Source organism: Pseudomonas sp. FW300-N1A1 (assembly GCF_058789115.1).
On the sequence record NZ_JBYTBK010000001.1, the window covers coordinates 19,272 to 43,322 of the forward strand.

Here is a 24,051-nt window from a genome sequence, read left to right on the forward strand (position 1 = left end):
CAACTGCCCGTTGCTCTCCGGCCTGCGGATTCACAGCGAGAGCATCAAGCGCCCGGCAAACAGGATCAGGATCACGCCCATGGTCCTTTCGAACCAGTGGCCCATGCGCATGAACAACACCCGCACCCGGCTGCTTGAAAAGAACAACGCCACAATCACGAACCACAGGGCGTTGACGAAGCACATCCACAGCCCGTACAGCGCCTGCACCTGCAAGGGGGTCGTGGCGCTGATGAGGGTGGTGAATATCGCCAGGAAGAACAGCGTTGCCTTGGGGTTGGTGGCGTTGGTCAGAAAACCCGTGGTGAATGCCTTGAACAGGGTTTGCTGTTCCAGGGATTGCTCCACCACGTTCTCGCCTTCGACCGTCGACTTGGGTTTGCTGCGCAGCAGGCTCACGCCGAGGTACAGAATGTAGGCGCCCCCCACCACCTTGGCCACTGTCAGCAGCCAGGGCGTGGTGTGCATCAATGCGCCCACTCCCAGCAAGGTATAGAGCACATGCACCGAAATGCCGGCGCCAATACCCAACGCCGTGCAGATCCCGACCACGCGCCCGAACCGCACGCTCTGGCGGATGGTTACCGCAAAATCAGGTCCCGGTGCGACGACGGCCAGAAAATGAATGGTCGCCAGCGCCAGGAATTCGCCTAGGTAATTCGAAAGCATTTCAACTCCAAAAGGTCAGGGGGGAGGCATTGCCGCGATAGCCGACAAAGAACGACAGGCTCAATCGTGGATCGGCCAGTCCCGGTGTCACCGCGTGCATGCGGCGTGAATTGAACATGATGAAATCGCCGGGCCGCGGAACGATCTCCAGGGTGGGCGGGCCGAGCAGGGCCGGGTCGATGCCGTAGCTGTCGCCGCGCATTTCATCGAACCGTTCGGGTGAGATGTCGTGGTCCCAGATCTGCAGGGCGCCTCCTGCGGTGGGCATGTTCAGGTAGAGGTTGCAGGCAAATTGCGCCTCCAGGCTGCGGGCCTGAAAACTGTCGGGTGCGTCCTTGGCGAAAATGTCGTGGTGAGCCAGGAAGCACACCCCGGGCTTGACCACTCGGGACAGGCCTGCGTACATCTTGCGACCGTACAGGGTTTCCAGGTGCGCGCCGGCTGGCCATGCCTCGTCGAGCAGGCAGCGCAGGGTGTCGACGGGGGAGGAGTAGGGCGCGCAACGGGCACGCAGTTCGGCAGTGTTGGCACTGGCGCGCTCGAAATAGTCTTCGATCAGCGGTGGCTGGTTTTGCGCTTCGTAGAACGCCATGCCGATGCGTCCGATACTGGGAGCGTTGATGTAGCCCTCGAAACCGGGCGCGAGAATCTTGTTGCCGATCTGGAGGGCGAGCGGTCCGGGGAGAAAGTGCTTGAGCCGGATGGCGAGCACTTCTTCGTTGGCCAGTTTTTGTAGGCAGGTCTCATCGAGACATCCGACGTCAAGCATCATGTCTTAGGTCCATCTAGCAGAGAGTCATCAAGCCTGCGAGTGCAGGCCCACCGGCTTCAGGCAATGACGCGGGCCCAAGCGTAGCGTCATCGCCGAATGACTCAGTTCACGTCGTAGCGAACTGAAAGGGCGCCTTTCTTTTGCGAAAGGGAAGCAATAGTGACCGTGCCTAATTCCTGCAGGCGCCGTACATGGGTGCCGCCACAGCCATAGGCGGGCAGCTCGCCGAAACCGATTTCCCGCGCGCCTTCGCGCAGCGAGGTCAAGCGCGGCAGGTCATTGGCAATCCACTGGGCCAGGGTGTTCTGGAGCGTCTCGACGTTGAGCTCCTGTGGCGCCTGGCCCGGCATGAACGTCACGCGACCCTCGCCAGGCCAGTGATGGGCCTTGACGGGAATCCAGCCCAGGGATTCGGCACAGTGACCAATCAGATGCCCGGCCGAATGCAGGCGGGTATTGAGTTGTCGACGCGGCTCGTCGACCTGTATCCGGGTCATTCCCGGGGCAACCGGCTGGTCGACATAGTGCACGATCCGGTCCGCTTCCTGGGTGACGCGCAGGACCTGGCTGTCACCTATCCACCCGGTGTCACAGGGTTGACCGCCACCCTGGGGATGGAACAGCGTCGCTCGCAGCACGACGGCAAACTCGTTTTCGCAGGGCGTACATTCCAGGACTTCCACGTTGGCCTTGAGGTCATCACTATGGAAAAAGAGGCGAAGCGTCATATTCCACGGCCTTACTAAAATTTCTATTTTTTATTATATGTACCGCCGAATTACGTGATAATCCGTTTAAACATCAAAGGACTGTTGTGCTGTGAGCATAAATCTACCGCTACCGTTGCTGGGTGAAATGGCGATTTTCGTCAAGGTCGTCGAGACCGGCAGCTTCTCCGAAGCCGCCCGGCAGATGGGTTCGTCACCCTCAGCGGTGAGCCGCAGCATTTCGCGCCTGGAGAAAGCCCTGGCCACCCGCTTGCTTCAGCGCACCACGCGTAAATTGCGCTTGAGTGACGGCGGAGAGGAGGTGTTCAAGCGGTGCCAGGAGATGGTCAGCGCCGCCCGCTCGGTGATGGAAATCAGTGGTCAGTTCACCCAGGAGGCCGAAGGGCTGGTGCGGGTCAGCGTACCGAAGGCGGTGGGACGGTTCGTGATTCATCCCCACATGCCGGAATTTCTTCGCCGTTATCCCAAGGTCGATGTAGAACTGCTGCTGGAGGATCGCCAGGTTGACCTGATCGACGATCATGTCGACCTGGCCATTCGCATTACCGATCGCCCGCCCGCGGGATTGGTGGGGCGGCAACTGCTGACCATCGACCACATGCTGTGCGCGACACCCCAGTACCTGGCCGAGCACGGCACGCCCACCCATCCCCATGACTTGCTCAACCACAGTTGTGTTTACCTGGGCGAAACCCCAAGCGATGCGCGCTGGAAGTTCAAGAAGGGCAGCAAAGCCGTCACCGTCGGCGTGCGTGGCCGATATGCGGCCAATCACACTGGCGTGCGCCTGGGGGCCGTGTTGCAGCACATCGGCATTGGCAGCCTGCCGTACTTCACGGCGCGCCATGCCCTGGAACAAGGCCTGATCGTACAGGTACTGCCGGACTGGACCTTTCTGGCCTCCTATCATGGCGGGGCCTGGTTGCTGCATTCGCCAACACGCTACCTGCCGCCCAAGCTGCGGGTACTGATCGACTATCTGGTGGAGTGCCTGGAGAAGGAGCCGACCCTGAGCAACCCGGGCAAGTCCGGTGGTTCAGGCAAGCTCTCGGCGCAGTACGAGTTGCCCGAGAGTGACGGGTTGTACTGACAGCCAGGATTCATGGCCACAAAAAAGGCCCGCCGGTCGAACCGTGCGGGCCTGTTGCGTCACTGAGCGCAGATCAGTGCTTGCTGTCCTGGTTCGACAGCGCCAGTAGTTGCTTTTCCTGGTTCCAGTCAAACGGCTCATCGTTCTGCTCGGCCTCATAACGACGTTCTTCGAGGGCCTGGTACAGATCGATTTCATCGTCCGGCATGTAGTGCAGGCAGTCACCGGCGAAGAACCACAGCAGGTCCCGTGGTACCAGGTGGGCAATTTGCGGGTAGCGTTGGATCACCTGGCACAGCAGGTCCTGGCCCAGGTACTGGCTTTCGATCGGATCGATCGGCAACGAGGCGCGCAGTTCGTCGAAGCGCTCCAGAAACAGCGCGTGGCTTTCTTCCGGAACCTGCTCGGCTTCACCGACAGCGACCAGAATACTGCGCAGGAGGTCGAGCTGGACGAGAGTTTGGTCGAGCATAACGGGAGTCCTCTAGAACTAAAGCAAAACGGGCGCCGGAGTATATAGCTCCGACGCCCGCATTTCATCATTGAACCGCTGGGCGTGCCGTTGCTTTATCGGATCTTGCCCTCTGCCAGCTCCAGTTGCTCCTTGGAAAAGTCATCGACATCGATCACTTTACGCCGCGCCACTTCGGCCTCGCGCAGGCTTTGCGCCTCTATCAGTTGCAGCACGCCGGCTTCCAGCGCGGCATCGATGAGGGGCTCTCCGGCAGCCGGTTTGAACTGCCCGCTCCTGAGTGCGTTGTGCAGCTTTTTCTGCAGCGGCTGTACAGCGCTCAACAGGTCGCAGGCCTGTTGCAGGACGCCAACCGGGTCCTCGAGCGATTGTGGACGGTAACAACCGCCCAGCAGTTCTTCGAGGGTTGGATCGCCTTTGGCGCGACCGATCACCGCCGCGACCTCGGCCGCGAGTGCGTCCGATGGGCCCTTGTGGCGCCGACCGAACGGAAACACGATGACCCGTAGCAGGCAGCCCAATACCTTGCTCGGGAAGTTGCTCAGCAATTCATCGAGCGCGCGCTCGGACTGTCCCAGGCTTTCCTCCATGGCCCAGGTAAACAGGGGCGTCATGTGCTGCGGCGAATCGAGGTCGTGATAACGCTTGAGCGCGGCGGAGGCCAGGTACAGGTTGCTCAGTACATCGCCCAGGCGGGCCGACAGGCGTTCGCGACGTTTCAGTTCACCCCCCAGCAGCATCATGCTCAGGTCGGCCAGCAGGGCGAAGGCCGCGGCCTGACGGTTGAGGGCACGGCAGTAGCGCTGGCTGAGCCTGTCTCCCGGGGCGCGTTCGAAGTGGCCAGCACCGAGATTGAGCATCAGGGTGCTGGCAGCGTTACCCAAGGCAAATCCGATGTGCTTGAGCAACAGGCCATCGAACTCCTTGAGTGCCTGGTCCTTGTCTTCGCGGCTGGCGAGGGCCATTTCCTGGAGTACGAATGGATGGCTGCGGATCGCGCCCTGGCCGAAGATCATCAGGTTGCGCGACAGAATGTTCGCGCCTTCGACGGTGATGAAGATCGGCGCGCCGTTCCAGCTGCGACCCAGGTAGTTGTTGGGGCCCATGATGATCGCCTTGCCACCGTGGACATCCATCGCATGGCTGATGCATTCGCGCCCGCGCTCGGTGAGGTGGTACTTGAGGACCGCCGACAACACCGACGGCTTTTCTCCAAGGTCCAGCGCGGTGGCCGTCAGCATGCGCGCCGCGTCCATCATCCAGGCGTTGCCAGCGATACGCGCCATGGCTTCCTGAATACCTTCGAAGGCCGCGAGCGGGACGTTGAACTGCTCGCGGACCTGCGCGTACTGGCCCGTCACCAGGCTGGTGAACTTGGCGGCACCGGTGCCGACGGCCGGCAGCGAAATCGAGCGCCCGACCGACAGGCAGTTCATCAGCATCATCCAGCCTTTGCCGAGCATTTCCTGGCCGCCGATAATGAAATCCAGTGGTACGAACACGTCCTTGCCTGAGTTCGGGCCGTTCATGAACGAGGCGCCGAGGGGCAGGTGACGACGGCCGATTTCCACGCCGGCGATATCGGTGGGGACCAGCGCGAGGCTGATGCCCAGGTCTTCCTGGTCGCCCAGCAGATGGTCCGGGTCATAGGCCTTGAATGCCAGGCCGAGCAGGGTGGCGACCGGTCCCAGGGTGATGTAGCGCTTTTCCCAGTTCAACCGCAGGCCCAGGGTTTCCTGGCCTTCCCATTGGCCCTTGCAGATCACCCCGGTATCGGGCATCGAGCCTGCATCGGAGCCGGCCAGGGGGCCGGTCAGCGCAAAGCAGGGGATGTCATCGCCGCGAGCCAGGCGGGGCAGGTAGTGGTTTCGTTGTGCTTCGGTGCCGTAGTGCAGGAGCAGTTCGGCCGGGCCAAGGGAGTTGGGGACCATCACGGTGGACGCCAGGTCGCCACTGCGGGTGGCCAGCTTCATCGCCACTTGCGAGTTGGCGAAGGCCGAAAACCCCTTGCCGCCATACTCTTTGGGAATGATCAGGGCAAAAAACCCGTTCTGCTTGATGTGCGCCCAGGCCTCGGCCGGCAGGTCCATGGTCTGGCCGATTTGCCAGTCGCTGACCATCGCGCACAAGGCTTCAGTCGGGCCATCGATGAAGGCCTGCTCTTCTTCGCTTAACTGCGCCTTGGGGTAGGCCAGCAGTTTGTTCCAGTCCGGGCGACCGCTGAACAGCTCGCCATCCCACCAGACCGTGCCGGCATCGATCGCGTCGCGTTCGGTTTGTGACATCGGCGGCAGGGTTTTCTGGAACCAACTGAACAGCGGCGCACTTAACAACTTGCGGCGCAGGTCCGGCAGCAGCAGGGGAGCGGCCACGGCCGCGAGCATGATCCAGAATATCAATAGCAACCAGCCGGGTGCGCGACTCACGACGCCCATCGCCACCAGGTAGACCGCAACGATGCCCAGGGCGGGCAGCGGCGCGGTGCGGCGGTGAGCCAGCCAGGCGATCCCGATCGCCAGTACCAGTATCCACAACAGCAACATAGTCAATCCTCCGTGAAACCAAGGGCAAAACCACTTCCAGAGCGTAGACGGCATCTGTAAAGGGGGGGCAGTCCGGCGTGTTTGAATCCGTGAGAGACAGGATGAGTGGCTAATGTCAGTCAGTTAAGGCGAGGGTTGCTCAATACATCCCCGTGGCGAGGGAGCTTGCTCCCGCTGGGTTGCGCAGCAGCCCCAAAACGATCGCCGAGTTCATTCTGAAAGACCGCTGTAGCATTGTCTGGGGGGGCTTCGCTTCCTGAGCGGGAGCCAGTTCCCTCGCTTCAAGACATTTTTGACTGGCCCGCATCAGGGTGGGTGGCAGCGTTGTCGGGGCCGACGAAAACCTTGGAAGAGCACGCAACAAACGCTGATGTTTGGCCGAAATGTCGTTATCTCTGTGCTGAAGGTGTCGCTAGACTCGGGGCTTCTCCAGGAGATTGTTCTCATGCATGAGTATCTGAGTCCCGGCCGCTTCATCGATAGTGACCACCCTGCGGTGGTGGAGTTCGCCGAAAAACACCGTGGCAGCAGCCGTGACCCGATCGAGCAGGCAATCAACCTGTATGGCGCGGTGCGCGAGGCGGTGCGCTACAACCCCTATACCTTCAGCCGGGATCCGGCGACCTTGCGCGGCAGCTATGCGCTGGCGACCGGCGAAAGCTACTGCGTGCCCAAGGCCACGTTGCTGGCAGGCTGTGCCCGGCATTGCGGCATCCCCGCACGCATCGGCCTGGCGGACGTACGCAATCACTTGTCGACGCCGCGCCTGATCGAGCTACTCAGGAGCGATGTGTTCGCCATGCACGGTTATACCGAGCTGTATCTGCAGGGGCGCTGGGTCAAGGCTACGCCGGCGTTCAATGCCAGGCTCTGCGAATTGTTCGATGTGCCACCGCTGGAGTTCGATGGGCGCAACGACAGCGTGTTTCACCCCTTCAATCGCCAGGGGCTGCAGTCGATGGAGTACCTGGTCGACCATGGCCAGTTTGTCGATGTGCCCGAGGATTTCTTTTTCAAGCACCTTGAGCAGTGCTATCCGCATTTGTTCGGCGATCAGTCGCCAGCCTTGCTGGGTGATATGCAGAGCGATTTGAGCCGGGCCTGATCCGGCGTAGACTCCCTCGGCATTCATCCATTGAGGGGCGGTCATGCTGAAGATCTGGGGACGGAAGAATTCATCGAATGTCAGGAAGGCGTTGTGGGCGGCCGAGGAGCTTGGCCTGAATTATCAGGCTCTGGACGCAGGCGGCGCCTTCGGTGTGGTCGATACCCCGGAGTATCGGGCGATGAACCCCAACGGTCGCATACCGGTCATTGAGGATGACGGCTTCGTGTTGTGGGAGTCGAATACCATAGTGCGCTACCTCATGGCCCGTCATGCCGGTGATTCGTTCTGGTATCCGGCCGACCTGCAGGCCCGCGCGACAGCGGAAAAGTGGATGGACTGGACCACGTCCAGCTTTGCCGACCCGTTTCGCACGGTGTTCTGGGGCGTGTTGCGCACGCCGGCCGAACAACAGGATTGGGGGGCGATCAAGGCCGCCATCGCTACCTGCGAGGGTTTGCTGTCGATGGCCGACCAGGCGCTGGCCGACAAGCCTTACTTGTCCGGTGATGACATTGGCATGGGCGATATTCCCCTGGGCAGCTTCATTTATGCCTGGTTCGAAATGCCGATCGAGCGTGCGCCGCAGCCGCACCTGCATGCCTGGTACCAGCGCCTGAAGCAGCGCCCGGCCTACCGCAAGGCGGTCATGACTGCGTTGACTTAATACTGACTATCAACACAGGTGACTGTACTTGTGCGGCGCCGCCAAGCACCATTGCGCTCATGCGTCGCGGTTGTCTTGCTCGCCGCCGCCCTTGTTTGTTTCTTACTTCTCCTTCTTGGTGCGTAAATCCGCTATGAGTTCTGCTCTGTCCATCCGGCAGCTAACCAAAACCTACGGCAACGGTTTCCAGGCCCTGAGTGGTATCGATCTGGATGTCGCCGAAGGTGACTTTTTCGCCTTGCTCGGCCCCAATGGCGCCGGCAAATCAACGACCATCGGTATTCTGTCGACCCTGGTGAACAAGACCAGCGGCACGGTGAATATCTTTGGCCACGACCTGGACCGCAACCCGGCCGCGCTCAAGCGCAGCATCGGGGTGGTGCCACAGGAATTCAACTTCAACCAGTTCGAAAAGACCTTCGATATCGTGGTGACCCAGGCGGGTTACTACGGCATCCCGTCCAGGGTTGCCAAGGAACGTGCCGAGCAATACCTGACCCAACTCGGTCTGTGGGACAAGCGCGATGTGCCGTCGCGCTCGCTGTCGGGCGGCATGAAGCGTCGCCTGATGATTGCCCGGGCGCTGGTACACGAGCCACGCCTGCTGATCCTCGACGAACCGACCGCCGGCGTGGACATCGAACTGCGGCGCTCGATGTGGAGCTTCCTGACCGAGCTGAACAAGAAAGGCATCACCATCATCCTCACCACCCATTATCTGGAGGAGGCTGAACAACTGTGCCGCAACATCGGCATCATCGACCACGGCACGATCGTCGAAAACACCAGCATGCGTAACCTGCTCGGCCAGTTGCATGTCGAAACCTTCCTGCTGGACCTCAAGCACGATATGAAGGTCGCACCGCAGTTGATCGGCTACCCGAGCCGCCTGCTGGACAGCCATACCCTGGAAGTCCAGGTCGATAAGGCCGTTGGCATCACGTCGCTGTTCGGTCAACTGGCCGCGCAGCACATCGAAGTGCTGAGCCTGCGCAACAAAACCAATCGCCTTGAGGAGCTGTTCGTGTCCCTGGTGGAGAAAAACCTGGCGAAGGTGGCCGTATGAGTTCCGAACTGCAACCCAACCTCGTCGCACTCAACACCATTGTTTACCGCGAGGTCCGGCGTTTTACGCGGATCTGGCCGCAGACCCTGCTGCCGCCGGCCATTACCATGGTCTTGTACTTCGTGATCTTCGGTAATCTGATTGGTCGGCAGATCGGCGATATGGGTGGCTTCACCTATATGGAGTACATCGTGCCGGGCCTGATCATGATGTCGGTGATCACCAACTCCTACGGCAACGTGGTGTCGAGTTTCTTCGGCAGCAAGTTCCAGCGCTCCATCGAGGAACTGATGGTGTCACCGGTTTCGCCCCACACCATCCTGATCGGCTACACTCTGGGCGGTGTGCTGCGCGGGTTGATGGTCGGGATCATCGTGACCTTGCTGTCGCTGTTCTTCACTGACCTGCAGGTGCATCACCTGGGGGTGACTATCCTGGTGGTGGTGCTGACGGCGACGATCTTCTCGTTACTGGGGTTTATCAACGCGGTCTTTGCGCGCAATTTCGACGATATCTCGATTATCCCGACCTTCGTGCTGACGCCGCTGACTTACCTGGGCGGGGTGTTCTACTCGATCAGCCTGTTGCCGCCGTTCTGGCAGACGGTGTCGTTGGCCAACCCGGTGCTGCACATGGTCAATGCCTTCCGCTACGGCATCCTGGGTGTCTCGGACATCAGGATCAGCATCGCCATCACCTTCATGCTGGTTGCCACCGTGGTGCTGTACGTCGGCTGTGCACGGCTGCTGGTCAGCGGGCGGGGGATGCGGACGTAACCGCTTGCACCGGGTAATGAAAAAACGGCACCTCAAGAGGTGCCGTTTTTGCGTTCTACATCCGGCTTTTCTTACGCCGCGTCCATTGCCGGCCGACCCACCAGCGCCAGTAGGTCATGGTCATGCAGTAGGCCAGGGCACCCAGTACCAGGCCCGCCACCACCGATCCCAGCAGGAATGGCTGCCAAAGGCTCGTCAGTTCGCCGCTGATCCATTCCCAGGTCAGTTCGTCCGGCAGGCTGCGCGCCGGTACATTCATCAGCCAGGCGCCGGTCTGATAGGTGCAGAAAAACACCACGGGCATGGTGATCGGATTGGTCAGCCAGACCAGGCTCACCGCAATCGGAATATTGCCGCGCACCGAGATCGCAAGGGCGGCCGCCACCAGCATCTGCATGGGAATCGGCAAAAAGGCGGCGAACAGACCCACGGCCATGGCCCGGGCAACCGAATGCCGATTGAGGTGCCAGAGGTTGGGATCATGCAGCAGTGTGCCGAGAAAGCGTAAGGATTTGTGTTCCCTGATGCTGGTCGGGTCTGGCATGTAGCGTTTGAATAAGCGCCGGGGCATAGGGCTTCTCGGTCAGATCAAGCGGCAAGTATGCCCGGATTCTACTGAGCGCCAATTCAGACTTTGTGACAATTAATAAACGCGGGCCTCTGTGACTCGGCTAATCCAAGAGAGGGAACTCTCAAGGACGGGCTTATGCGCACAGGGATGTTGGCGCTCGCGTTGGGTCTGTTGACCCTGGTTTTTTTACCGGTGCTACCGTCGGTCGGGCTGTTGCTGCTGTTAGCGGTGCTGGCCTTGATGCTGCTGCCGTTTCGCACCTATGCACTGGCGTTTTTTCTGCTGGGTTTTACCTGGGCATGCGCCAGCGCCCATTGGGCACTGACTGACCGCCTGGCACCTGAGCTCGACGGCCAAACCCGCTGGGTCGAGGGGCGGGTGGTTGGCTTGTCGAAAAACACCCCAGGTGCGGTGCGCTTTGAGTTGGCCGATGGCCAGGCGCGAGCTACGCAGCTACCGAGCCTGATGCGACTGGCCTGGTACGGCGGCCCGCCGGTCAACAGTGGCGAGCGCTGGCGCCTGGCGGTGAAGTTGAAGCGCCCGGCAGGTCTGCTCAATCCCCATGCCTTTGATTACGAGGCCTGGTTGTTGGCGCAACGCATCGGTGCCACGGGAACGGTCAAGGACGGGCAATTGCTCAGGCCGGCGCAAGGGGCCTGGCGTGATGCCATTCGCCAGCGCCTGCTGGCGGTGGACGCCCAGGGGCGCGCGGCGGCGCTGGCGGCGTTGGTGCTGGGCGATGGATCCGGATTAAGCCGCGATGACTGGCGCGTACTGCAGGACACCGGCACCGTGCATTTGCTGGTGATCTCCGGGCAGCATATCGGCTTGTTGGCGGGCATGGTGTACCTGCTGGTGGCGGGGTTGGCGCGTTACGGGCTGTGGCCCCGACGCTTGGCGTGGCTGCCGTGGGCGTGCGGCCTGGCGTTTGCGGCGGCGCTGGGTTACGGGCTGCTGGCCGGGTTCCAGGTACCGGTGCGCAGGGCGTGCGTGATGATCGGGCTGGTGTTGTTGTGGCGCCTGCGCTTTCGTCATCTGGGGGCCTGGTGGCCGTTGCTGCTGGCACTGAACGCGGTGCTGGTGCTGGACCCGCTGGCGAGCTTGCGGCCGGGATTCTGGCTGTCGTTTGTGGCCGTGGCGGTGTTGATCTTCACCTTTGGCGGTCGACTGGGTGCGTGGCGTTGGTGGCAGACCTGGACGCGAGCGCAGTGGTTGATAGCCATCGGCCTGTGCCCGGCGTTGTTGTTGCTGGGGCTTCCCATCAGCCTGACCGGGCCGCTGACCAATCTGCTGGCCGTGCCCTGGATCAGTCTGCTGGTGTTGCCCCCGGCGTTGCTGGGAACGCTGCTGTTGCCGTTGCCTTATGTTGGCGAAGGCTTGTTATGGCTGGCGGGTGGCTTGCTGGACGTATTGTTCAAGGGCCTGGCGCTGGCGGCGGGGAAGGTGCCGGCATGGCAGGCCCCGGCCATTTCGCTCTGGGCCTGGGGTGTGGGGGCCCTTGGCGCCTTTTTGCTGTTGTTGCCCAGTGGCGTGCCGCTGCGGTGGCTGGGCTGGCCGATGCTGCTGGTGCTGGTGTTCCCGCCGCGAAGCACGGTGCCGGAAGGCATGGCTGAAATCTGGCAACTGGATGTCGGTCAGGGTTTGGCCATGGTGGTGCGCACCCGTCATCACACATTGCTCTATGACGCAGGTCCAGGTTTCGGCGACCTCGACCTGGGTGAGCAGGTGGTCCTGCCGGCCTTGCGCAAGCTAGGGGTTCGCAGGCTGGACCTGATGCTGATCAGCCACGCCCATGCCGATCACGCCGGGGGCGCGCGTTCGGTCTACAGGGGGCTGCCGGTGACGCAGGTTATCGGCGGAGAGCGCCAGGGCTTGGCGAAAGTGCTGCGGGCCAGGGCCTGCGTCAGTGGCGAGCACTGGGAGTGGGATGGCGTGCGCTTTGTGCTGTGGCAATGGAACCGGGCCGGTGATAGCAATCAACGCTCCTGCGTCTTGCAGGTCGAGGCCGGTGGCGAGCGTTTTCTGCTGACGGGCGACATTGACGCCCATGCCGAACGGGCCTTGCTCGAGAGTCCGCTGGCCGTCGCCACCGATTGGCTTCTGGCCCCCCATCACGGCAGCCGCAGTTCGTCTTCGCAAGCCTTTGTGGAGGCACTGGCACCCAAGGCCGCGCTGATTTCCCGTGGTCACAACAACAACTTTGGTCATCCCCATCCCCAAGTAGTGGCGCGTTACCGCGGGTTGGGGGTGCAGGTCCTCGACAGTGTGGAGCAAGGGGCCGTGCGTGTGCGCCTGGGGGCATTCGGGCCGGCTGAATCCGTGCGCCAGCAACCGCGCTTCTGGCGCGCGGCGCCGCCCGTCAGCCATTCGCCTTGAGGCAGGCCGGGGATATGACGGTCGTCGGTGAGCCGAGCCTCTATGTCGAGTGTGTATGGTAAAGTGGCGCACTTTTTCGAGGGGACTGTCACTGTGTGGGAATTGGTCAAATCCGGCGGCTGGATGATGCTGCCGATCATTTTGAGCTCCATCGCGGCATTGGGCATCGTCGCCGAGCGCCTGTGGACCCTGCGTGCCAGCCGTGTGACCCCGGAGCATCTGCTCGGGCAGGTCTGGGTCTGGATCAAGGACAAGAAACTCAACAAGGACAAACTCAAGGAGCTGCGCGCCAATTCGCCGCTGGGTGAAATCCTTGCGGCGGGCCTGGCCAACTCCCGGCATGGTCGCGAGATCATGAAGGAATGCATCGAGGAAGCCGCTGCCCGGGTGATCCACGAGCTGGAGCGCTACATCAACGCCTTGGGCACCATCGCCGCCATGGCGCCGTTGCTGGGGTTGCTGGGTACGGTGCTGGGCATGATCGATATTTTCAGCTCATTCATGGGCGGGGGCATGACTGCCAATGCCTCGGTGCTGGCCGGTGGTATTTCCAAGGCCTTGATCACCACGGCCGCGGGCCTGATGGTGGGTATCCCGGCGGTGTTCTTCCACCGCTTCCTGCAGCGGCGCATCGATGAACTCGTCGTCGGCATGGAGCAGGAAGCCATCAAACTGGTGGAAGTGCTGCAGGGTGATCGGGATGTCGACCTGGCCGAGGGCAAAGCGTGAAATTCCGTCGCAAGCCACGGGAAAATGTCGACATCAACCTCGCGTCGCTGATCGATGTGGTGTTTATCCTGCTGCTGTTTTTCGTCGTGACCACCACCTTTACCCGGGAAACCCAGTTGCGTGTCGACTTGCCGGAAGCGGTCAGTGGTTCCCCCGCCGAAGACCAGCAGGCCAAGCAGCTGGATGTCGCCATCAGCGCCGAAGGTGCGTTCTCGGTCAACAATCAGTTGTTGCCCAAGAATGACCTGGCCAGTCTGATCGACGCCTTGAAGAAAGAGTCCAATGGCGACACCACGCTGCCGCTGTCCATCAGCGCCGATGGCAAGGCGCAGCACCAGGCGGTCATCACCGCCATGGACGCCGCCGGCAAGCTGGGGTTCACGCATTTGCGCATGACCACCGTTGAGGCGGCGCCGACGCCCTGATGGCCATCTCCGATCGATTGCTCGCTGCGTGGTACGCCGGCCATCCGGCACTCAAGCTCTTGCAGCCACTGGAGTGGCTGTACCGGCGTGTGGTCACGGCCAAGCGTGAACGGTTCCTGGCGGGTGAGGGCGAGATTTACCAGCCGCCGGTGCCCTTGATCGTGGTCGGCAACATCACCGTGGGTGGCACCGGCAAGACGCCGTTGATTCTGTGGATGATCGAGCACTGCCAACGGGCCGGCCTGCGGGTGGGCGTGGTCAGTCGCGGTTACGGGGCCACGCCGCCGCAACTGCCGTGGCGGGTCGAACCAGAGCAGAGCGCGGCGGTGGCGGGTGATGAACCCCTGTTGATCGTCCAGCGCACCGGCGTTCCCTTGATGATCGACCCCGATCGCAGTCGCGCGGTTCAGGCGTTGCTGGCGGCCGAGCCGTTGGACCTGATCCTGTCGGATGACGGCATGCAGCATTACCGTCTGGCGCGCGACCTTGAGCTGGTGCTGATTGATGCAGCGCGCGGGCTGGGCAACAAGCGTTGCCTGCCGGCAGGGCCACTGCGCGAGCCGATCGAGCGCCTGCAAAGCGTCGATGCGGTGCTGTTCAATGGTGCCGAGACGGATCGCGACGAGGGGTTTGCCTTCCGCCTGCAACCGACTGCGCTGGTCAATCTGCTCACGGGCGAACGTCGCGGTCTTGAGTATTTTCCGGCGGGGCAGGCTTTGCACGCCGTGGCGGGTATCGGTAATCCGCAACGTTTCTTCAACACCCTTGAAACGCTACACTGGCAGCCTGTAGCACATGCTTTTGCCGACCACGCCGAGTACAGCGCGGCGGCGTTGAATTTCATGCCGTCGCTGCCATTGGTCATGACTGAAAAGGATGCGGTGAAATGCCGGTCCTTCGCGGCGCAAGACTGGTGGTACCTGGCGGTGGATGCGGTGCCATCACCGGCTTTCGTGGCCTGGTTCGATACGCAGCTGATGCGGCTATTGCCCGCACGTCTTTTGCCTTAACACGCTTTATCCAGGGAGTTTTCATGGACACCAAACTGCTCGATATCCTCGCTTGCCCAGTCTGCAAAGGCCCGCTCAAGCTCAGCGCCGACAAAACCGAGCTGATCAGCAAAGGTGCCGGCCTGGCGTTCCCGATCCGTGATGGCATCCCGGTGATGCTCGAAAGCGAAGCCCGTACCCTGACGACCGAAGAGCGCCTGGACAAATGAGTACGGCTTTCACGGTGGTGATTCCGTCGCGTTTTGCGTCCACCCGCTTGCCAGGCAAGCCGCTGCAAATGATCGCCGGCAAGCCGATGGTCCAGCATGTCTGGGAACAGGCCAGCAAAAGCGGCGCCGAGCGTGTCGTGGTGGCCACTGATGATGTGCGCATCGAAGAGGCCTGCAAGGCCTTTGGCGCCGAGGTGGTGATGACTCGGGTCGATCACAACTCCGGCACCGATCGCCTGGCCGAAGTCGCCACCCTGTTGGGGCTTGCGCCGGACGCCATTGTGGTCAACGTGCAGGGTGACGAGCCGCTGATTCCGCCGAGTGTGATCGATCAGGTCGCCGCCAATCTGGCGGCTCATAGCGAGGCCCGCATGGCCACCCTCGCCGAACCGATTGAAGACGCCGAAACCCTGTTCAACCCTAACGTGGTCAAGGTCGTCAGCGACCTGGACGGCCTGGCGCTGACGTTCAGTCGTGCAACCTTGCCCTGGGCGCGTGACGCCTTTGCCAAGAGCCAGGAACAGTTGCCGGCCGGTGTGCCGTACCGCCGTCACATCGGCATCTATGCCTACCGCGCCGGCTTCCTGCATGACTTCGTCAGCTGGGGGCCGTGCTGGCTGGAAGACACCGAGTGCCTGGAACAGTTGCGCGCCCTGTGGCACGGCGTGCGGATCCATGTCGCCGATGCATTGATTGCCCCACCGCCGGGGGTCGACACGCCTGAAGACCTCGAACGCGTTCGTCGCCTGCTGGAGGCCTGATGCGGGTTCTGTTTGTCTGCCTGGGCAACATCTGTCGTTCGCCCACGGCCGAGGGTGTGCTGCGGCACAAACTGCGTGCAACGGGGCTGGCCGATCAGGTCGAAGTCGCTTCCGCGGGCACGGGTGACTGGCATGTCGGCAAGGCGCCGGACAAGCGTAGCCAGGCAGCAGCCTTGCGCCGTGGCTATGACCTGTCCGCGCAGCGCGCCCGGCTGGTGACGCGCGCGGATTTCTCCAGCTACGACCTGATCCTGGCCATGGACAGCAGCAACCTGCGCAACCTCAAGGCCTTGCAGCCGGCCAAGGGCAGGGCGGAGCTGGATCTGTTCCTGCGCCGTTATGAGTCGAGCGTGGACGACGTGCCGGATCCTTATTACGACGGCGAACAAGGCTTCGAGCAGGTGCTGGACCTGATCGAGCAAGCCTGCGATTTGCTGGTGATTGAATTGAAGGGACGCTTATGACTTTGCACCTGCAGCCGCAGGTTTCGCTCAAGCCGTTCAACAGCTTTGGCGTGGATGTTCGTGCGCAGTTGTTCGCGCAAGCGCACAGCGATGCCGATGTGCGCGAAGCGCTGGCGTATTCGCACGCGCAGGCGATACCGCTGCTGGTCATCGGCGGTGGCAGTAACCTGCTGCTGACGGCAGACATCCCGGCGTTGGTGCTGCGCATGGCCACCCGGGGCATTCGCCAAGTGAGCGACGATGGCCGTCGGGTAGTGATCGAGGCCGAGGCAGGTGAAACCTGGCACCCATTCGTGCAGTGGACCCTGGCGCAGGGGTTGTCGGGCCTTGAGAATCTCAGCCTGATTCCCGGGACGGTCGGGGCGGCGCCGATGCAGAACATTGGCGCCTACGGCGTGGAGATCAAGGACGTGTTTGCCGGTTTGACCGCACTGGATCGCCAGACCGGCGAGTTGCGGGATTTCACCCTGGCCGACTGCAACTTTGCCTACCGTGACAGCCTGTTCAAGCAGCAGGTTGGCCGCTGGCTGATCTTGCGGGTGCGCTTTGCCCTGGATCGCGTCGAGCATTTACACCTGGAATACGGTCCGGTGCGTCAGTGGCTGACCGAGCAAGGGATCGACCACCCGACCGCGACGGATGTCAGCCAGGCGATCTGCAGCATTCGCAACGAAAAGCTGCCTGATCCCGCGGTACTGGGCAATGCCGGCAGCTTCTTCAAGAATCCGTTGGTCTCGGCCGCGCTTGCCGCCGAGCTTCGACTCGCCCATCCGGGCCTGATCGGTTATCCGCAAGCCGACGGTCGGGTCAAGCTGGCGGCCGGCTGGCTGATCGAGCAAGCGGGCTGGAAGGGCTTTCGCGACGGGGATGCGGGCGTGCATCGCTTGCAGTCGCTGGTGCTGGTCAACTATGGCACCGCCACCGGGCTTGAATTGCTCAGCCTGGCCCGACGCATTCAGAAAGACATTACCGAGCGCTTCAACGTCGAGCTGGAAATGGAACCCAATCAGTATTGAGGCAGGCTTCAAGCTTCAAGCCGAACGCCGACCTATGTAGGAGCGAGCACGCTCGCGATGTATTCAAGAGCAACGCGTTCAATCAGAAGGTACGCGTTATCGTTAGCGTCCATCGCGAGCGCGCTCGCTCCTACATACGCATGCCCAGCGCGGGGCTTTTTTGGCTGATGTCGGGCTAATCTGGCCTGCTGGCGAAGCCACGGCTTCGCAAGAGTGCCCGTTAGCCTGAGTCAATCTGCGCGTACCGAACCGTTGCAGTGCCGCGGTGGATTGCTCTATCCCATAACCCTTCCGATAGGCAGGCGTGCCCATGATTACCCAGAAGCTCAATGGTCAAGATCATCAACTGGATGTCACCGAGGAGGTGTCGTTGCTCTGGACAGTCCGTGACGCGTCCGGATGCAGTGGTCCCTGGTTTGGCCGACGGCAGGCTGAAGCCTGATGGTGGGCGCAATCATTCTCGCGGCCGGGCAGGGCAGTCGTTACCGTCAGGTGGCGGGTGCCGACCAGGACAAGCTGTTGGCGCCGTGCCAGGGGCGCGACGGTGTTGTCCGGCCGGTGATCGAGCAAACGCTGCGCAATGTGCCTGCACGTGTCGGAAGGCGGGTGCTGGTGACCACGCCGGATCGCCCTGAGGTGGCACGACTGGCGCGAGCGTATGGCTGTGAAGTGCTGCTGCTGGCGTCGACCGGAATGGGGGACAGCCTGGCGGCAGCCGTGGCGGTGTGCCCGGCGCTTGAGGGCTGGCTGGTGGTGTTGGGGGATATGCCGTTTATCTTGCCATCGAGCATCGAGCGGGTTGTTGACGGTGTTGCAGTCGACACCATCAGTGTGCCGGTGCAGAGGGGCGAGTTTGGGCATCCCGTGGGATTCGGGCGGTCGTTCGGCAAGGCGTTGATGGCGTTGTCCGGGGATCGTGGAGCCAAGCCGTTGTTTGCTTCGGCGAAGGTGGTGGAGGTGGAGGTGGAGGATCCGGGAGTGCTTTGGGATGTTGATGTGCCTGGGGCGCTGCTCTTCAAGTAGCCCCGGTGCTGTTTCAATGAAGGCTGGCGGTGACGCATAAAAAAAACCCGCCTGGGTCACCAGGCGGGGTTTTTCAGTGGCGGATGGAATCAGGCGAGCGGTTTAGGCTCGTGCTCTTTTTCCAGGGCCTCAGGGTGTTGCTCTGCCGCTTCTTCGACGGAACGCAGGTTTTCGTCGATGGTCGGGGCAGCGGGTTCGGCAGTGACTTCGGCGGCCGGTGCAGCAGCGGCAGCCAGTTCGGCTTCCTTCTGCAGGCGCTCGGCTTCACGCTTGCGACGACGCACTTCACGTGGATCGTTCGGCGCACGACCATTTTCGGTCAGGGCGCTGGCAGGGGCAGCTTCGACAACCGGTGCGGCCACTTCGGCAACCACTGGTGCCTCTACTGGCGCAGGTTCGGCAGCAACGGCCACTGGCTCGGCAACCACTTCAGCAACCGGTGCCGGTGCTTCGACGGCAACAGGCTCGGCAACCCAGTTGAATGCGGTTTGCTCTTCGCGAACTTCCGGTGCCTGTTCGGCGACTGGCGTTTCAACGGCGACCGGAGCTTCAACCGCAGGCTCTGCAATCGCGACGGGTGCTTCAACCACGGCTTGCACTTCAGGCTGGGCTTCAACCACTGGAGCAACTTCTACAGCAGGAGCGGCTGGCGCTTCGACTGGAGTGGTGGCTTCCACGACTGGCGCTTCAACCTGGGCCGTTTCTTCCTGGGCGGGTGCTTCAGCTGCGGCGGCAGTCGCACGTTCAGCTTGCTGGTGAGCCTGGGCTTCAGCAGGTGCGCTGATTACAGTGCTGGCAACGGCGGCGGTCACGGCCAGGCCGGCAGCCAGTTCAGTGCCTGTTGGCTCTTCGCTGCCTTCGATCTCTTCCGAGCCTTCGATCACGTTGCCGTTGGCATCACGCTGACGCTCGCGACGGTTGCTGCGACGACGCTGACCGCGGGAGCGGCGGCGTGGACGATCGCCTTCGGCGTTTTCCTGGCCATCTTCCTGCAGTTGTTCTTCGTTGGTCGGCAGCTCTTCTTCGGCAGCGGCGGCGACAGCCTGTTCAGCACGTGGTTGACGCTCTTCACGCGGTGGGCGTGGCGCGCGTTCTTCGCGTGGCGGACGAGCCGGACGCTCTTCAGCGACGGCAGCAGCGGCTGGCGCGGCTGGCACGGTATCCAGCGGTTCGCGCAGTTCACGCACCGGGCGCTCTTCGCGCTCGCCACGTGGCTTGCGATCTTCGCGTGGAGCGCGTGGTGCACGCTCTTCGCGAGGTGGGCGAGGTGCGCGTTCTTCGCGAGCAACCACCGGGGTATCCTCGCGGGCTTCGCGTGGCTGGCGTTCTTCGCGTGGCTCACGTGGTGCGCGCTCTTCGCGCGGTGCACGTTCTTCACGAGGCTTGCGCTCTTCATCGCGGCGGCCGTTACGGCTGCGACTCTGCTGGCGACCGGTGCGACGTTCTTCGTTGCGTGCCGGACGCTCGGCAGCAGGCTTTTCAACCACAGCCGGAGCTACTGGCTCTTCCTTGGTGGCGAACAGGCTGACCAGCGACTTCACCAGGCCTTTGAACAGGCTTGGTTCAGGGACGGCAACCGGCGCAGGGGCTGGGGCCGGAGCAGCTACTTCGGTTGGAACCGGAGCATTGGCGCGGGCCGGAGCAGTTTTCACTGCCGCTTCCTGGCGAACCAGGGTGCGGGTTGCAGCGGCCGGCTGGACGTCTTCGACTTCGGCGGCAGCAGCGGCGATTTCATAGCTCGACTGGCCGGTAGCGGCTTCCGGGCTGTCATCGCGCAGGCGCTGAACTTCGAAGTGCGGCGTTTCGAGGTGATCGTTCGGCAGAATGACGATGCGGGCACGGGTGCGCAGTTCGATCTTGGTGATCGAGTTGCGTTTTTCGTTGAGCAGGAACGCAGCCACCGGGATCGGCACCTGGGCGCGAACTTCGGCGGTGCGGTCTTTCAGGGCTTCTTCTTCGATCAGGCGCAGGATTGCCAGCGACAGCGATTCGACGTCACGGATGATGCCGGTGCCGCTGCAGCGCGGGCAGACGATGCCACTGCTTTCGCCCAGGGATGGACGCAGGCGCTGACGGGACATTTCCAGCAGGCCGAAGCGCGAGATACGACCGATCTGCACGCGTGCGCGGTCGGCTTCCAGGCATTCGCGGACTTTTTCTTCCACGGCGCGCTGGTTCTTGGCAGGGGTCATGTCGATGAAGTCGATGACGATCAGGCCGCCGATGTCGCGCAGGCGCAACTGACGGGCGATTTCTTCGGCAGCTTCAAGGTTGGTCTGCAGGGCGGTTTCTTCGATGTCGCTGCCTTTGGTGGCGCGCGCCGAGTTGATGTCGATGGACACCAGGGCTTCGGTCGGATCGATCACGATGGAGCCGCCGGAAGGCAGTTCAACGACGCGCTGGAAGGCGGTCTCGATCTGGCTTTCGATCTGGAAACGGTTGAACAGCGGAACGCTGTCTTCGTACAGCTTGATCTTGCTGGCGTACTGCGGCATCACCTGGCGGATGAAGGTCAGGGCTTCGTCCTGGGCTTCAACGCTGTCGATCAGCACTTCGCCGATGTCCTGGCGCAGGTAGTCGCGGATCGCGCGGATGATCACGTTGCTTTCCTGATAGATCAGGAACGGCGCGGAGCGATCCAGGGACGCTTCCTTGATGGCGGTCCACAGTTGCAGCAGGTAATCGAGGTCCCACTGCATTTCTTCGCTGCTGCGGCCAAGGCCGGCAGTGCGCACGATCAGGCCCATGTCGGCCGGGGCAACCAGGCCGTTCAGGGCTTCGCGCAGCTCATTGCGTTCTTCACCTTCGATGCGACGGGAGATACCGCCGGCACGCGGGTTGTTCGGCATCAGTACCAGATAGCGACCGGCCAGGCTGATGAAGGTGGTCAGGGCGGCGCCCTTGTTGCCACGTTCTTCTTTTTCCACCTGAACGATGACTTCCTGGCCTTCGCTCAGGACGTCCTTGATGTTGACGCGGCCTTCAGGGGTCTTCTTGAAGTATTCGCGGGAGATTTCTTTGAGGGGCAGGAAGCCATGGCGCTCAGAGCCGAAATCGACAAAGGCAGCCTCAAGGCTTGGTTCGATGCGAGTAATCCGGCCTTTATAGATGTTGGCCTTCTTCTGCTCGCGCGCACCGGATTCGATGTCCAGGTCGTAGAGGCGCTGGCCGTCTACCAGTGCAACACGCAACTCTTCGGGTTGAGTTGCGTTAATCAGCATTCTTTTCATGTAGTACCGTCGGTTTCCGGGCTGCCGGAAACGGCGTTCGGCACACACGACTTCTCACGGTCGGTGTCAGGTGCGTCGGGAGTGGTTGGCCATTCCCGTGTCCAGCGATGTCCGGCCAATGTGGGCCTTCGTCGCGACGTACGCGTCCTGCTTGCTGTGGCTACTTAAGCACTCAGTCAGGAGGAGGAATCAACCGGCGACTGTGGACGAGATGAAGCGTCTAAATATAAGCCTAGTGCTACACGGTCCGACGGTTGTGCATCTCCACCCTACACGTATCCCTGATAATTCGGGTGCTGCCGCGCGCAGAATCCGCAGCGGGTTGGCATTTACCGTGTTCTCCAAAGGGGAGTCCACGCTCATGGCTACTCAAGACCGGGTGAGGGCGTTTTCGCCAGCTCCCGGCTGTAACAGGCGTTGTTTCCGAAGCATTCGCTCAAGGTCTGATTCGAGACTGACTGCACTTTGTGAACTGGCCGTAAATATCGGCGCAACTGACGAATGGTATCGTCTGGTTGCGCTCGCTTCAGGCCTCATGTCACCTGCGCTTGTTACAATCACGAACCTTCCGATTGATGCGAAAGCCCCGTAGGACGGCCTCGCGTCCTGATGAATTGCGTTGGTCAGGGCCGGCAACTTGCCGTTTGTCCTCTGTCCAGGCCGCTTTTGGCGGCGTTCGCGACTATAGCAGCAATGATTAAGTGCTTCAATTCCATAAAAAATTGTTATCATTCCCGACATGACGACTACAGCCCCCTCGACCCCAGCCGTACAACTGCTTGAGGTCTCGCCGGAATATGCCGGCCAACGTATTGATAACTTCCTTCTTGCCCGGCTCAAAGGCGTGCCCAAGACCTTGATTTACCGCATTTTGCGTAAAGGCGAAGTGCGAGTGAACAAGGGGCGGATCAAGCCCGAGTACAAGCTGCAGGCAGGCGACATCGTGCGCGTGCCGCCGGTTCGTGTGCCTGAGCGCGACGAGCCGGTGCCGCTGGCACAAGGCCTGTTGCAGCGCCTGGAAGCCTCGATTGTCTTCGAAGACAAGGCGCTGATTGTGATCAACAAGCCTTGCGGTATTGCTGTGCACGGTGGCAGCGGCCTGAGTTTCGGAGTGATTGAAGCCTTTCGCCAGTTGCGTCCGGATGCCAAGGAGCTGGAACTGGTCCACCGGCTGGACCGCGACACCTCCGGCCTGCTGATGATTGCCAAGAAGCGCAGCATGTTGCGCCATCTGCATACCGCCCTGCGCGGCGACGGCGTGGACAAGCGCTACATGGCGCTGGTGCGCGGCAATTGGGCGTCCTCCATCAAGAGCGTTCGTGCGCCGTTGCAAAAGAGCAACCTGCGCTCCGGCGAGCGCATGGTGGAAGTGGACGAGGAGGGCAAGGAAGCGCTGACCTTGTTCAAGGTGCTGCGCCGCTTCGGTGATTTCGCCACCCTGGTCGAGGCCAAGCCGGTTACCGGGCGTACCCATCAGATTCGCGTCCATACCCTGCACGCTGGCCACTCGATCGCCGGGGACAGCAAGTACGGCGACGAGGATTTTTCCAAGGAAATTCGCGACCTGGGCGGCAAGCGCCTGTTTCTCCATGCCTACATGCTGACCGTGCCGTTGCCCGATGGTGGTGAGCTCAAGCTCCAGGCGCCTGTGGATGAGATGTGGGCCAAGACCGTGGAGCGCCTGAGTGCACCCTGACTACTCGCTGCTGATCTTCGACTGGGACGGCACGCTGGCCGACTCCATCGGGCGGATTGTCGAGGCGATGCATGTCGCCTCCGAGCGGTCGGGTTTTGCATTGTGTGATGACCTGGCGGTCAAGGGAATTATCGGTCTGGGTTTGCCGGAGGCGATTCGTACCTTGTATCCGGAGATCGGCGATGCGGAGCTGGTGGCCTTTCGTCAGCACTATGCTGATCACTATGTCGCCCTGGAGTCCGAGCCTTCGCCGCTGTTTGAAGGCGTCGCCGAGTCGCTTGAGGCGTTTCGGGCCGAGGGCTATCAATTGGCGGTCGCCACCGGCAAGGCGCGGCGCGGACTTGATCGAGTGCTCAAGTCTCATGGCTGGGAGGCGTATTTCGATATCACCCGCGCCGCCGATGAGACGGCCAGCAAGCCGCACCCATTGATGCTTGAGCAGATTCTGGCGCATTGTGGTGTTGATGCCGGGCGGGCGTTGATGGTCGGGGATTCGTCATTCGACCTGCAGATGGCGCGTAATGCTGGCATGGCGTCCGTGGCGGTCAGTTATGGGGCTCAATCCATCGAGGCGTTGCGCGTGTTCGAGCCGCGACTGGCCATAGATCATTTTTCGCAATTGCGCGCCTGGCTGGGTCAGCGGGCCAATTAAG

23 protein-coding genes and 1 pseudogene are annotated in these 24,051 nt (G+C 61.8%); 17 read left to right on the forward strand and 7 right to left on the reverse strand.

The features are described from left to right. Positions 1-30: 30 nt before the first annotated feature. From AC3WQN_RS00110 to AC3WQN_RS00120, 3 genes are all read right to left on the reverse strand, one after another. Positions 31-669, reverse strand: coding sequence for a LysE family translocator (locus tag AC3WQN_RS00110; RefSeq protein ID WP_103399381.1), 639 nt, complete (start codon positions 667-669; stop codon positions 31-33). 1 nt (position 670) lies between these two features. Further along, on the reverse strand, positions 671-1,441 hold the full coding sequence (locus AC3WQN_RS00115; protein ID WP_103399380.1) for a 2OG-Fe(II) oxygenase: 771 nt from the start codon (positions 1,439-1,441) through the stop codon (positions 671-673). Positions 1,442-1,542: 101 nt separating this feature from the next. Further along, positions 1,543-2,169 (reverse strand): alanyl-tRNA editing protein, encoded by a 627-nt coding sequence (locus AC3WQN_RS00120; protein ID WP_103399379.1) that lies wholly within the window; start codon positions 2,167-2,169, stop codon positions 1,543-1,545. Positions 2,170-2,260: 91 nt separating this feature from the next. Here AC3WQN_RS00120 and AC3WQN_RS00125 point away from each other — a divergent pair, with 91 nt between their 5' ends. Further along, positions 2,261-3,259, forward strand: a complete 999-nt coding sequence (locus tag AC3WQN_RS00125; protein ID WP_103399378.1) for a LysR family transcriptional regulator — start codon at positions 2,261-2,263, stop codon at positions 3,257-3,259. A gap of 73 nt (positions 3,260-3,332) precedes the next feature. Here the strand turns inward: AC3WQN_RS00125 and AC3WQN_RS00130 are convergent, their stop codons facing one another. Both AC3WQN_RS00130 and AC3WQN_RS00135 read right to left on the reverse strand, forming a co-directional pair. Then, positions 3,333-3,731: a PA2817 family protein gene (locus AC3WQN_RS00130; protein ID WP_103399377.1), complete on the reverse strand. Its 399-nt coding sequence runs from the start codon at positions 3,729-3,731 to the stop codon at positions 3,333-3,335. Between the two features lie 95 nt (positions 3,732-3,826). Further along, a complete protein-coding gene (locus tag AC3WQN_RS00135) occupies positions 3,827-6,274 on the reverse strand; it encodes an acyl-CoA dehydrogenase (protein ID WP_103399376.1) in 2,448 nt (815 codons plus the stop codon). Positions 6,275-6,719: 445 nt separating this feature from the next. On the opposite strand from AC3WQN_RS00135, the gene AC3WQN_RS00140 reads away from it, so the two are divergent. From AC3WQN_RS00140 to AC3WQN_RS00155, 4 genes are all read left to right on the forward strand, one after another. After that, complete coding sequence (locus tag AC3WQN_RS00140; protein ID WP_095143754.1) at positions 6,720-7,379, forward strand: transglutaminase-like domain-containing protein; 660 nt, start codon at positions 6,720-6,722, stop codon at positions 7,377-7,379. A gap of 43 nt (positions 7,380-7,422) precedes the next feature. Beyond that, on the forward strand, positions 7,423-8,046 hold the full coding sequence (locus AC3WQN_RS00145) for a glutathione S-transferase family protein (RefSeq protein WP_103399375.1): 624 nt from the start codon (positions 7,423-7,425) through the stop codon (positions 8,044-8,046). Positions 8,047-8,179: 133 nt separating this feature from the next. Next, positions 8,180-9,112 (forward strand): ABC transporter ATP-binding protein, encoded by a 933-nt coding sequence (locus AC3WQN_RS00150; protein ID WP_103399374.1) that lies wholly within the window; start codon positions 8,180-8,182, stop codon positions 9,110-9,112. After that, positions 9,109-9,888 carry an ABC transporter permease gene (locus AC3WQN_RS00155; RefSeq protein WP_095143751.1) on the forward strand — a complete coding sequence of 260 codons (780 nt, stop codon included), beginning with the start codon at positions 9,109-9,111 and terminating at the stop codon, positions 9,886-9,888. Before AC3WQN_RS00150 ends, AC3WQN_RS00155 begins: the two co-directional genes overlap by 4 nt. Before the next feature lie 55 nt (positions 9,889-9,943). Here the strand turns inward: AC3WQN_RS00155 and AC3WQN_RS00160 are convergent, their stop codons facing one another. After that, complete coding sequence (locus AC3WQN_RS00160; RefSeq protein ID WP_103399373.1) at positions 9,944-10,459, reverse strand: DUF2062 domain-containing protein; 516 nt, start codon at positions 10,457-10,459, stop codon at positions 9,944-9,946. Positions 10,460-10,594: 135 nt separating this feature from the next. Between AC3WQN_RS00160 and AC3WQN_RS00165 the strand changes: the two genes are divergently transcribed. The 10 genes and pseudogenes from AC3WQN_RS00165 to AC3WQN_RS00210 all read left to right on the forward strand — a co-directional run bounded on the left by AC3WQN_RS00165 (position 10,595) and on the right by AC3WQN_RS00210 (position 18,472). Then, entirely contained in the window at positions 10,595-12,835 is a 2,241-nt protein-coding gene (locus AC3WQN_RS00165) for a DNA internalization-related competence protein ComEC/Rec2 (RefSeq protein WP_103399372.1), read from the forward strand. 93 nt (positions 12,836-12,928) lie between these two features. Continuing rightward, positions 12,929-13,564 carry a MotA/TolQ/ExbB proton channel family protein gene (locus AC3WQN_RS00170; RefSeq protein ID WP_172736474.1) on the forward strand — a complete coding sequence of 212 codons (636 nt, stop codon included), beginning with the start codon at positions 12,929-12,931 and terminating at the stop codon, positions 13,562-13,564. Next, entirely contained in the window at positions 13,561-13,989 is a 429-nt protein-coding gene (locus AC3WQN_RS00175; protein ID WP_095078804.1) for an ExbD/TolR family protein, read from the forward strand. The genes AC3WQN_RS00170 and AC3WQN_RS00175 overlap by 4 nt, the downstream gene beginning before the upstream one ends. Beyond that, the gene (gene lpxK / locus AC3WQN_RS00180) at positions 13,989-14,999 is read left to right on the forward strand and encodes a tetraacyldisaccharide 4'-kinase (protein WP_103399371.1); all 1,011 of its coding nucleotides are present in this window, start codon (positions 13,989-13,991) and stop codon (positions 14,997-14,999) included. Before AC3WQN_RS00175 ends, lpxK begins: the two co-directional genes overlap by 1 nt. Positions 15,000-15,022: 23 nt before the next feature. Beyond that, positions 15,023-15,208: a Trm112 family protein gene (locus AC3WQN_RS00185; protein ID WP_095078806.1), complete on the forward strand. Its 186-nt coding sequence runs from the start codon at positions 15,023-15,025 to the stop codon at positions 15,206-15,208. Continuing rightward, entirely contained in the window at positions 15,205-15,969 is a 765-nt protein-coding gene (gene kdsB, locus AC3WQN_RS00190; protein WP_103399370.1) for a 3-deoxy-manno-octulosonate cytidylyltransferase, read from the forward strand. Before AC3WQN_RS00185 ends, kdsB begins: the two co-directional genes overlap by 4 nt. Further along, positions 15,969-16,433 (forward strand): low molecular weight protein-tyrosine-phosphatase, encoded by a 465-nt coding sequence (locus AC3WQN_RS00195; RefSeq protein WP_103399369.1) that lies wholly within the window; start codon positions 15,969-15,971, stop codon positions 16,431-16,433. The genes kdsB and AC3WQN_RS00195 overlap by 1 nt, the downstream gene beginning before the upstream one ends. Continuing rightward, complete coding sequence (gene murB, locus AC3WQN_RS00200) at positions 16,430-17,449, forward strand: UDP-N-acetylmuramate dehydrogenase (RefSeq protein ID WP_103399368.1); 1,020 nt, start codon at positions 16,430-16,432, stop codon at positions 17,447-17,449. The genes AC3WQN_RS00195 and murB overlap by 4 nt, the downstream gene beginning before the upstream one ends. A 310-nt stretch (positions 17,450-17,759) precedes the next feature. Then, positions 17,760-17,870, forward strand: a pseudogene (locus AC3WQN_RS00205) ((2Fe-2S)-binding protein); the annotation flags it as partial. 20 nt (positions 17,871-17,890) lie between these two features. After that, a complete protein-coding gene (locus AC3WQN_RS00210; RefSeq protein ID WP_103399367.1) occupies positions 17,891-18,472 on the forward strand; it encodes a nucleotidyltransferase family protein in 582 nt (193 codons plus the stop codon). Positions 18,473-18,561: 89 nt separating this feature from the next. Here AC3WQN_RS00210 and rne read toward each other — a convergent pair whose 3' ends face one another. Next, entirely contained in the window at positions 18,562-21,702 is a 3,141-nt protein-coding gene (gene rne, locus AC3WQN_RS00215) for a ribonuclease E (RefSeq protein WP_103399366.1), read from the reverse strand. Between the two features lie 739 nt (positions 21,703-22,441). On the opposite strand from rne, the gene rluC reads away from it, so the two are divergent. Both rluC and AC3WQN_RS00225 read left to right on the forward strand, forming a co-directional pair. Beyond that, a complete protein-coding gene (rluC, locus tag AC3WQN_RS00220; protein ID WP_095143742.1) occupies positions 22,442-23,398 on the forward strand; it encodes a 23S rRNA pseudouridine(955/2504/2580) synthase RluC in 957 nt (318 codons plus the stop codon). Further along, the gene (locus AC3WQN_RS00225; RefSeq protein WP_103399365.1) at positions 23,388-24,050 is read left to right on the forward strand and encodes an HAD-IIIA family hydrolase; all 663 of its coding nucleotides are present in this window, start codon (positions 23,388-23,390) and stop codon (positions 24,048-24,050) included. Before rluC ends, AC3WQN_RS00225 begins: the two co-directional genes overlap by 11 nt. Position 24,051 lies beyond the last annotated feature (1 nt).

Bases quoted from the DNA above. Each gene is read 5' to 3' on its own strand.
- AC3WQN_RS00110 (WP_103399381.1), bottom strand. From the start codon at position 669: ATGCTTTCGAATTACCTAGGCGAATTCCTGGCGCTGGCGACCATTCAT.
- AC3WQN_RS00115 (WP_103399380.1), bottom strand. From the start codon at position 1,441: ATGATGCTTGACGTCGGATGTCTCGATGAGACCTGCCTACAAAAACTG.
- AC3WQN_RS00120 (WP_103399379.1), bottom strand. From the start codon at position 2,169: ATGACGCTTCGCCTCTTTTTCCATAGTGATGACCTCAAGGCCAACGTG.
- AC3WQN_RS00130 (WP_103399377.1), bottom strand. From the start codon at position 3,731: ATGCTCGACCAAACTCTCGTCCAGCTCGACCTCCTGCGCAGTATTCTG.
- AC3WQN_RS00135 (WP_103399376.1), bottom strand. From the start codon at position 6,274: ATGTTGCTGTTGTGGATACTGGTACTGGCGATCGGGATCGCCTGGCTG.
- AC3WQN_RS00140 (WP_095143754.1), top strand. From the start codon at position 6,720: ATGCATGAGTATCTGAGTCCCGGCCGCTTCATCGATAGTGACCACCCT.
- AC3WQN_RS00145 (WP_103399375.1), top strand. From the start codon at position 7,423: ATGCTGAAGATCTGGGGACGGAAGAATTCATCGAATGTCAGGAAGGCG.
- AC3WQN_RS00150 (WP_103399374.1), top strand. From the start codon at position 8,180: ATGAGTTCTGCTCTGTCCATCCGGCAGCTAACCAAAACCTACGGCAAC.
- AC3WQN_RS00155 (WP_095143751.1), top strand. From the start codon at position 9,109: ATGAGTTCCGAACTGCAACCCAACCTCGTCGCACTCAACACCATTGTT.
- AC3WQN_RS00160 (WP_103399373.1), bottom strand. From the start codon at position 10,459: ATGCCCCGGCGCTTATTCAAACGCTACATGCCAGACCCGACCAGCATC.
- AC3WQN_RS00165 (WP_103399372.1), top strand. From the start codon at position 10,595: ATGCGCACAGGGATGTTGGCGCTCGCGTTGGGTCTGTTGACCCTGGTT.
- lpxK (WP_103399371.1), top strand. From the start codon at position 13,989: ATGGCCATCTCCGATCGATTGCTCGCTGCGTGGTACGCCGGCCATCCG.
- AC3WQN_RS00185 (WP_095078806.1), top strand. From the start codon at position 15,023: ATGGACACCAAACTGCTCGATATCCTCGCTTGCCCAGTCTGCAAAGGC.
- kdsB (WP_103399370.1), top strand. From the start codon at position 15,205: ATGAGTACGGCTTTCACGGTGGTGATTCCGTCGCGTTTTGCGTCCACC.
- AC3WQN_RS00195 (WP_103399369.1), top strand. From the start codon at position 15,969: ATGCGGGTTCTGTTTGTCTGCCTGGGCAACATCTGTCGTTCGCCCACG.
- murB (WP_103399368.1), top strand. From the start codon at position 16,430: ATGACTTTGCACCTGCAGCCGCAGGTTTCGCTCAAGCCGTTCAACAGC.
- AC3WQN_RS00210 (WP_103399367.1), top strand. From the start codon at position 17,891: ATGGTGGGCGCAATCATTCTCGCGGCCGGGCAGGGCAGTCGTTACCGT.
- rne (WP_103399366.1), bottom strand. From the start codon at position 21,702: ATGAAAAGAATGCTGATTAACGCAACTCAACCCGAAGAGTTGCGTGTT.
- rluC (WP_095143742.1), top strand. From the start codon at position 22,442: ATGACGACTACAGCCCCCTCGACCCCAGCCGTACAACTGCTTGAGGTC.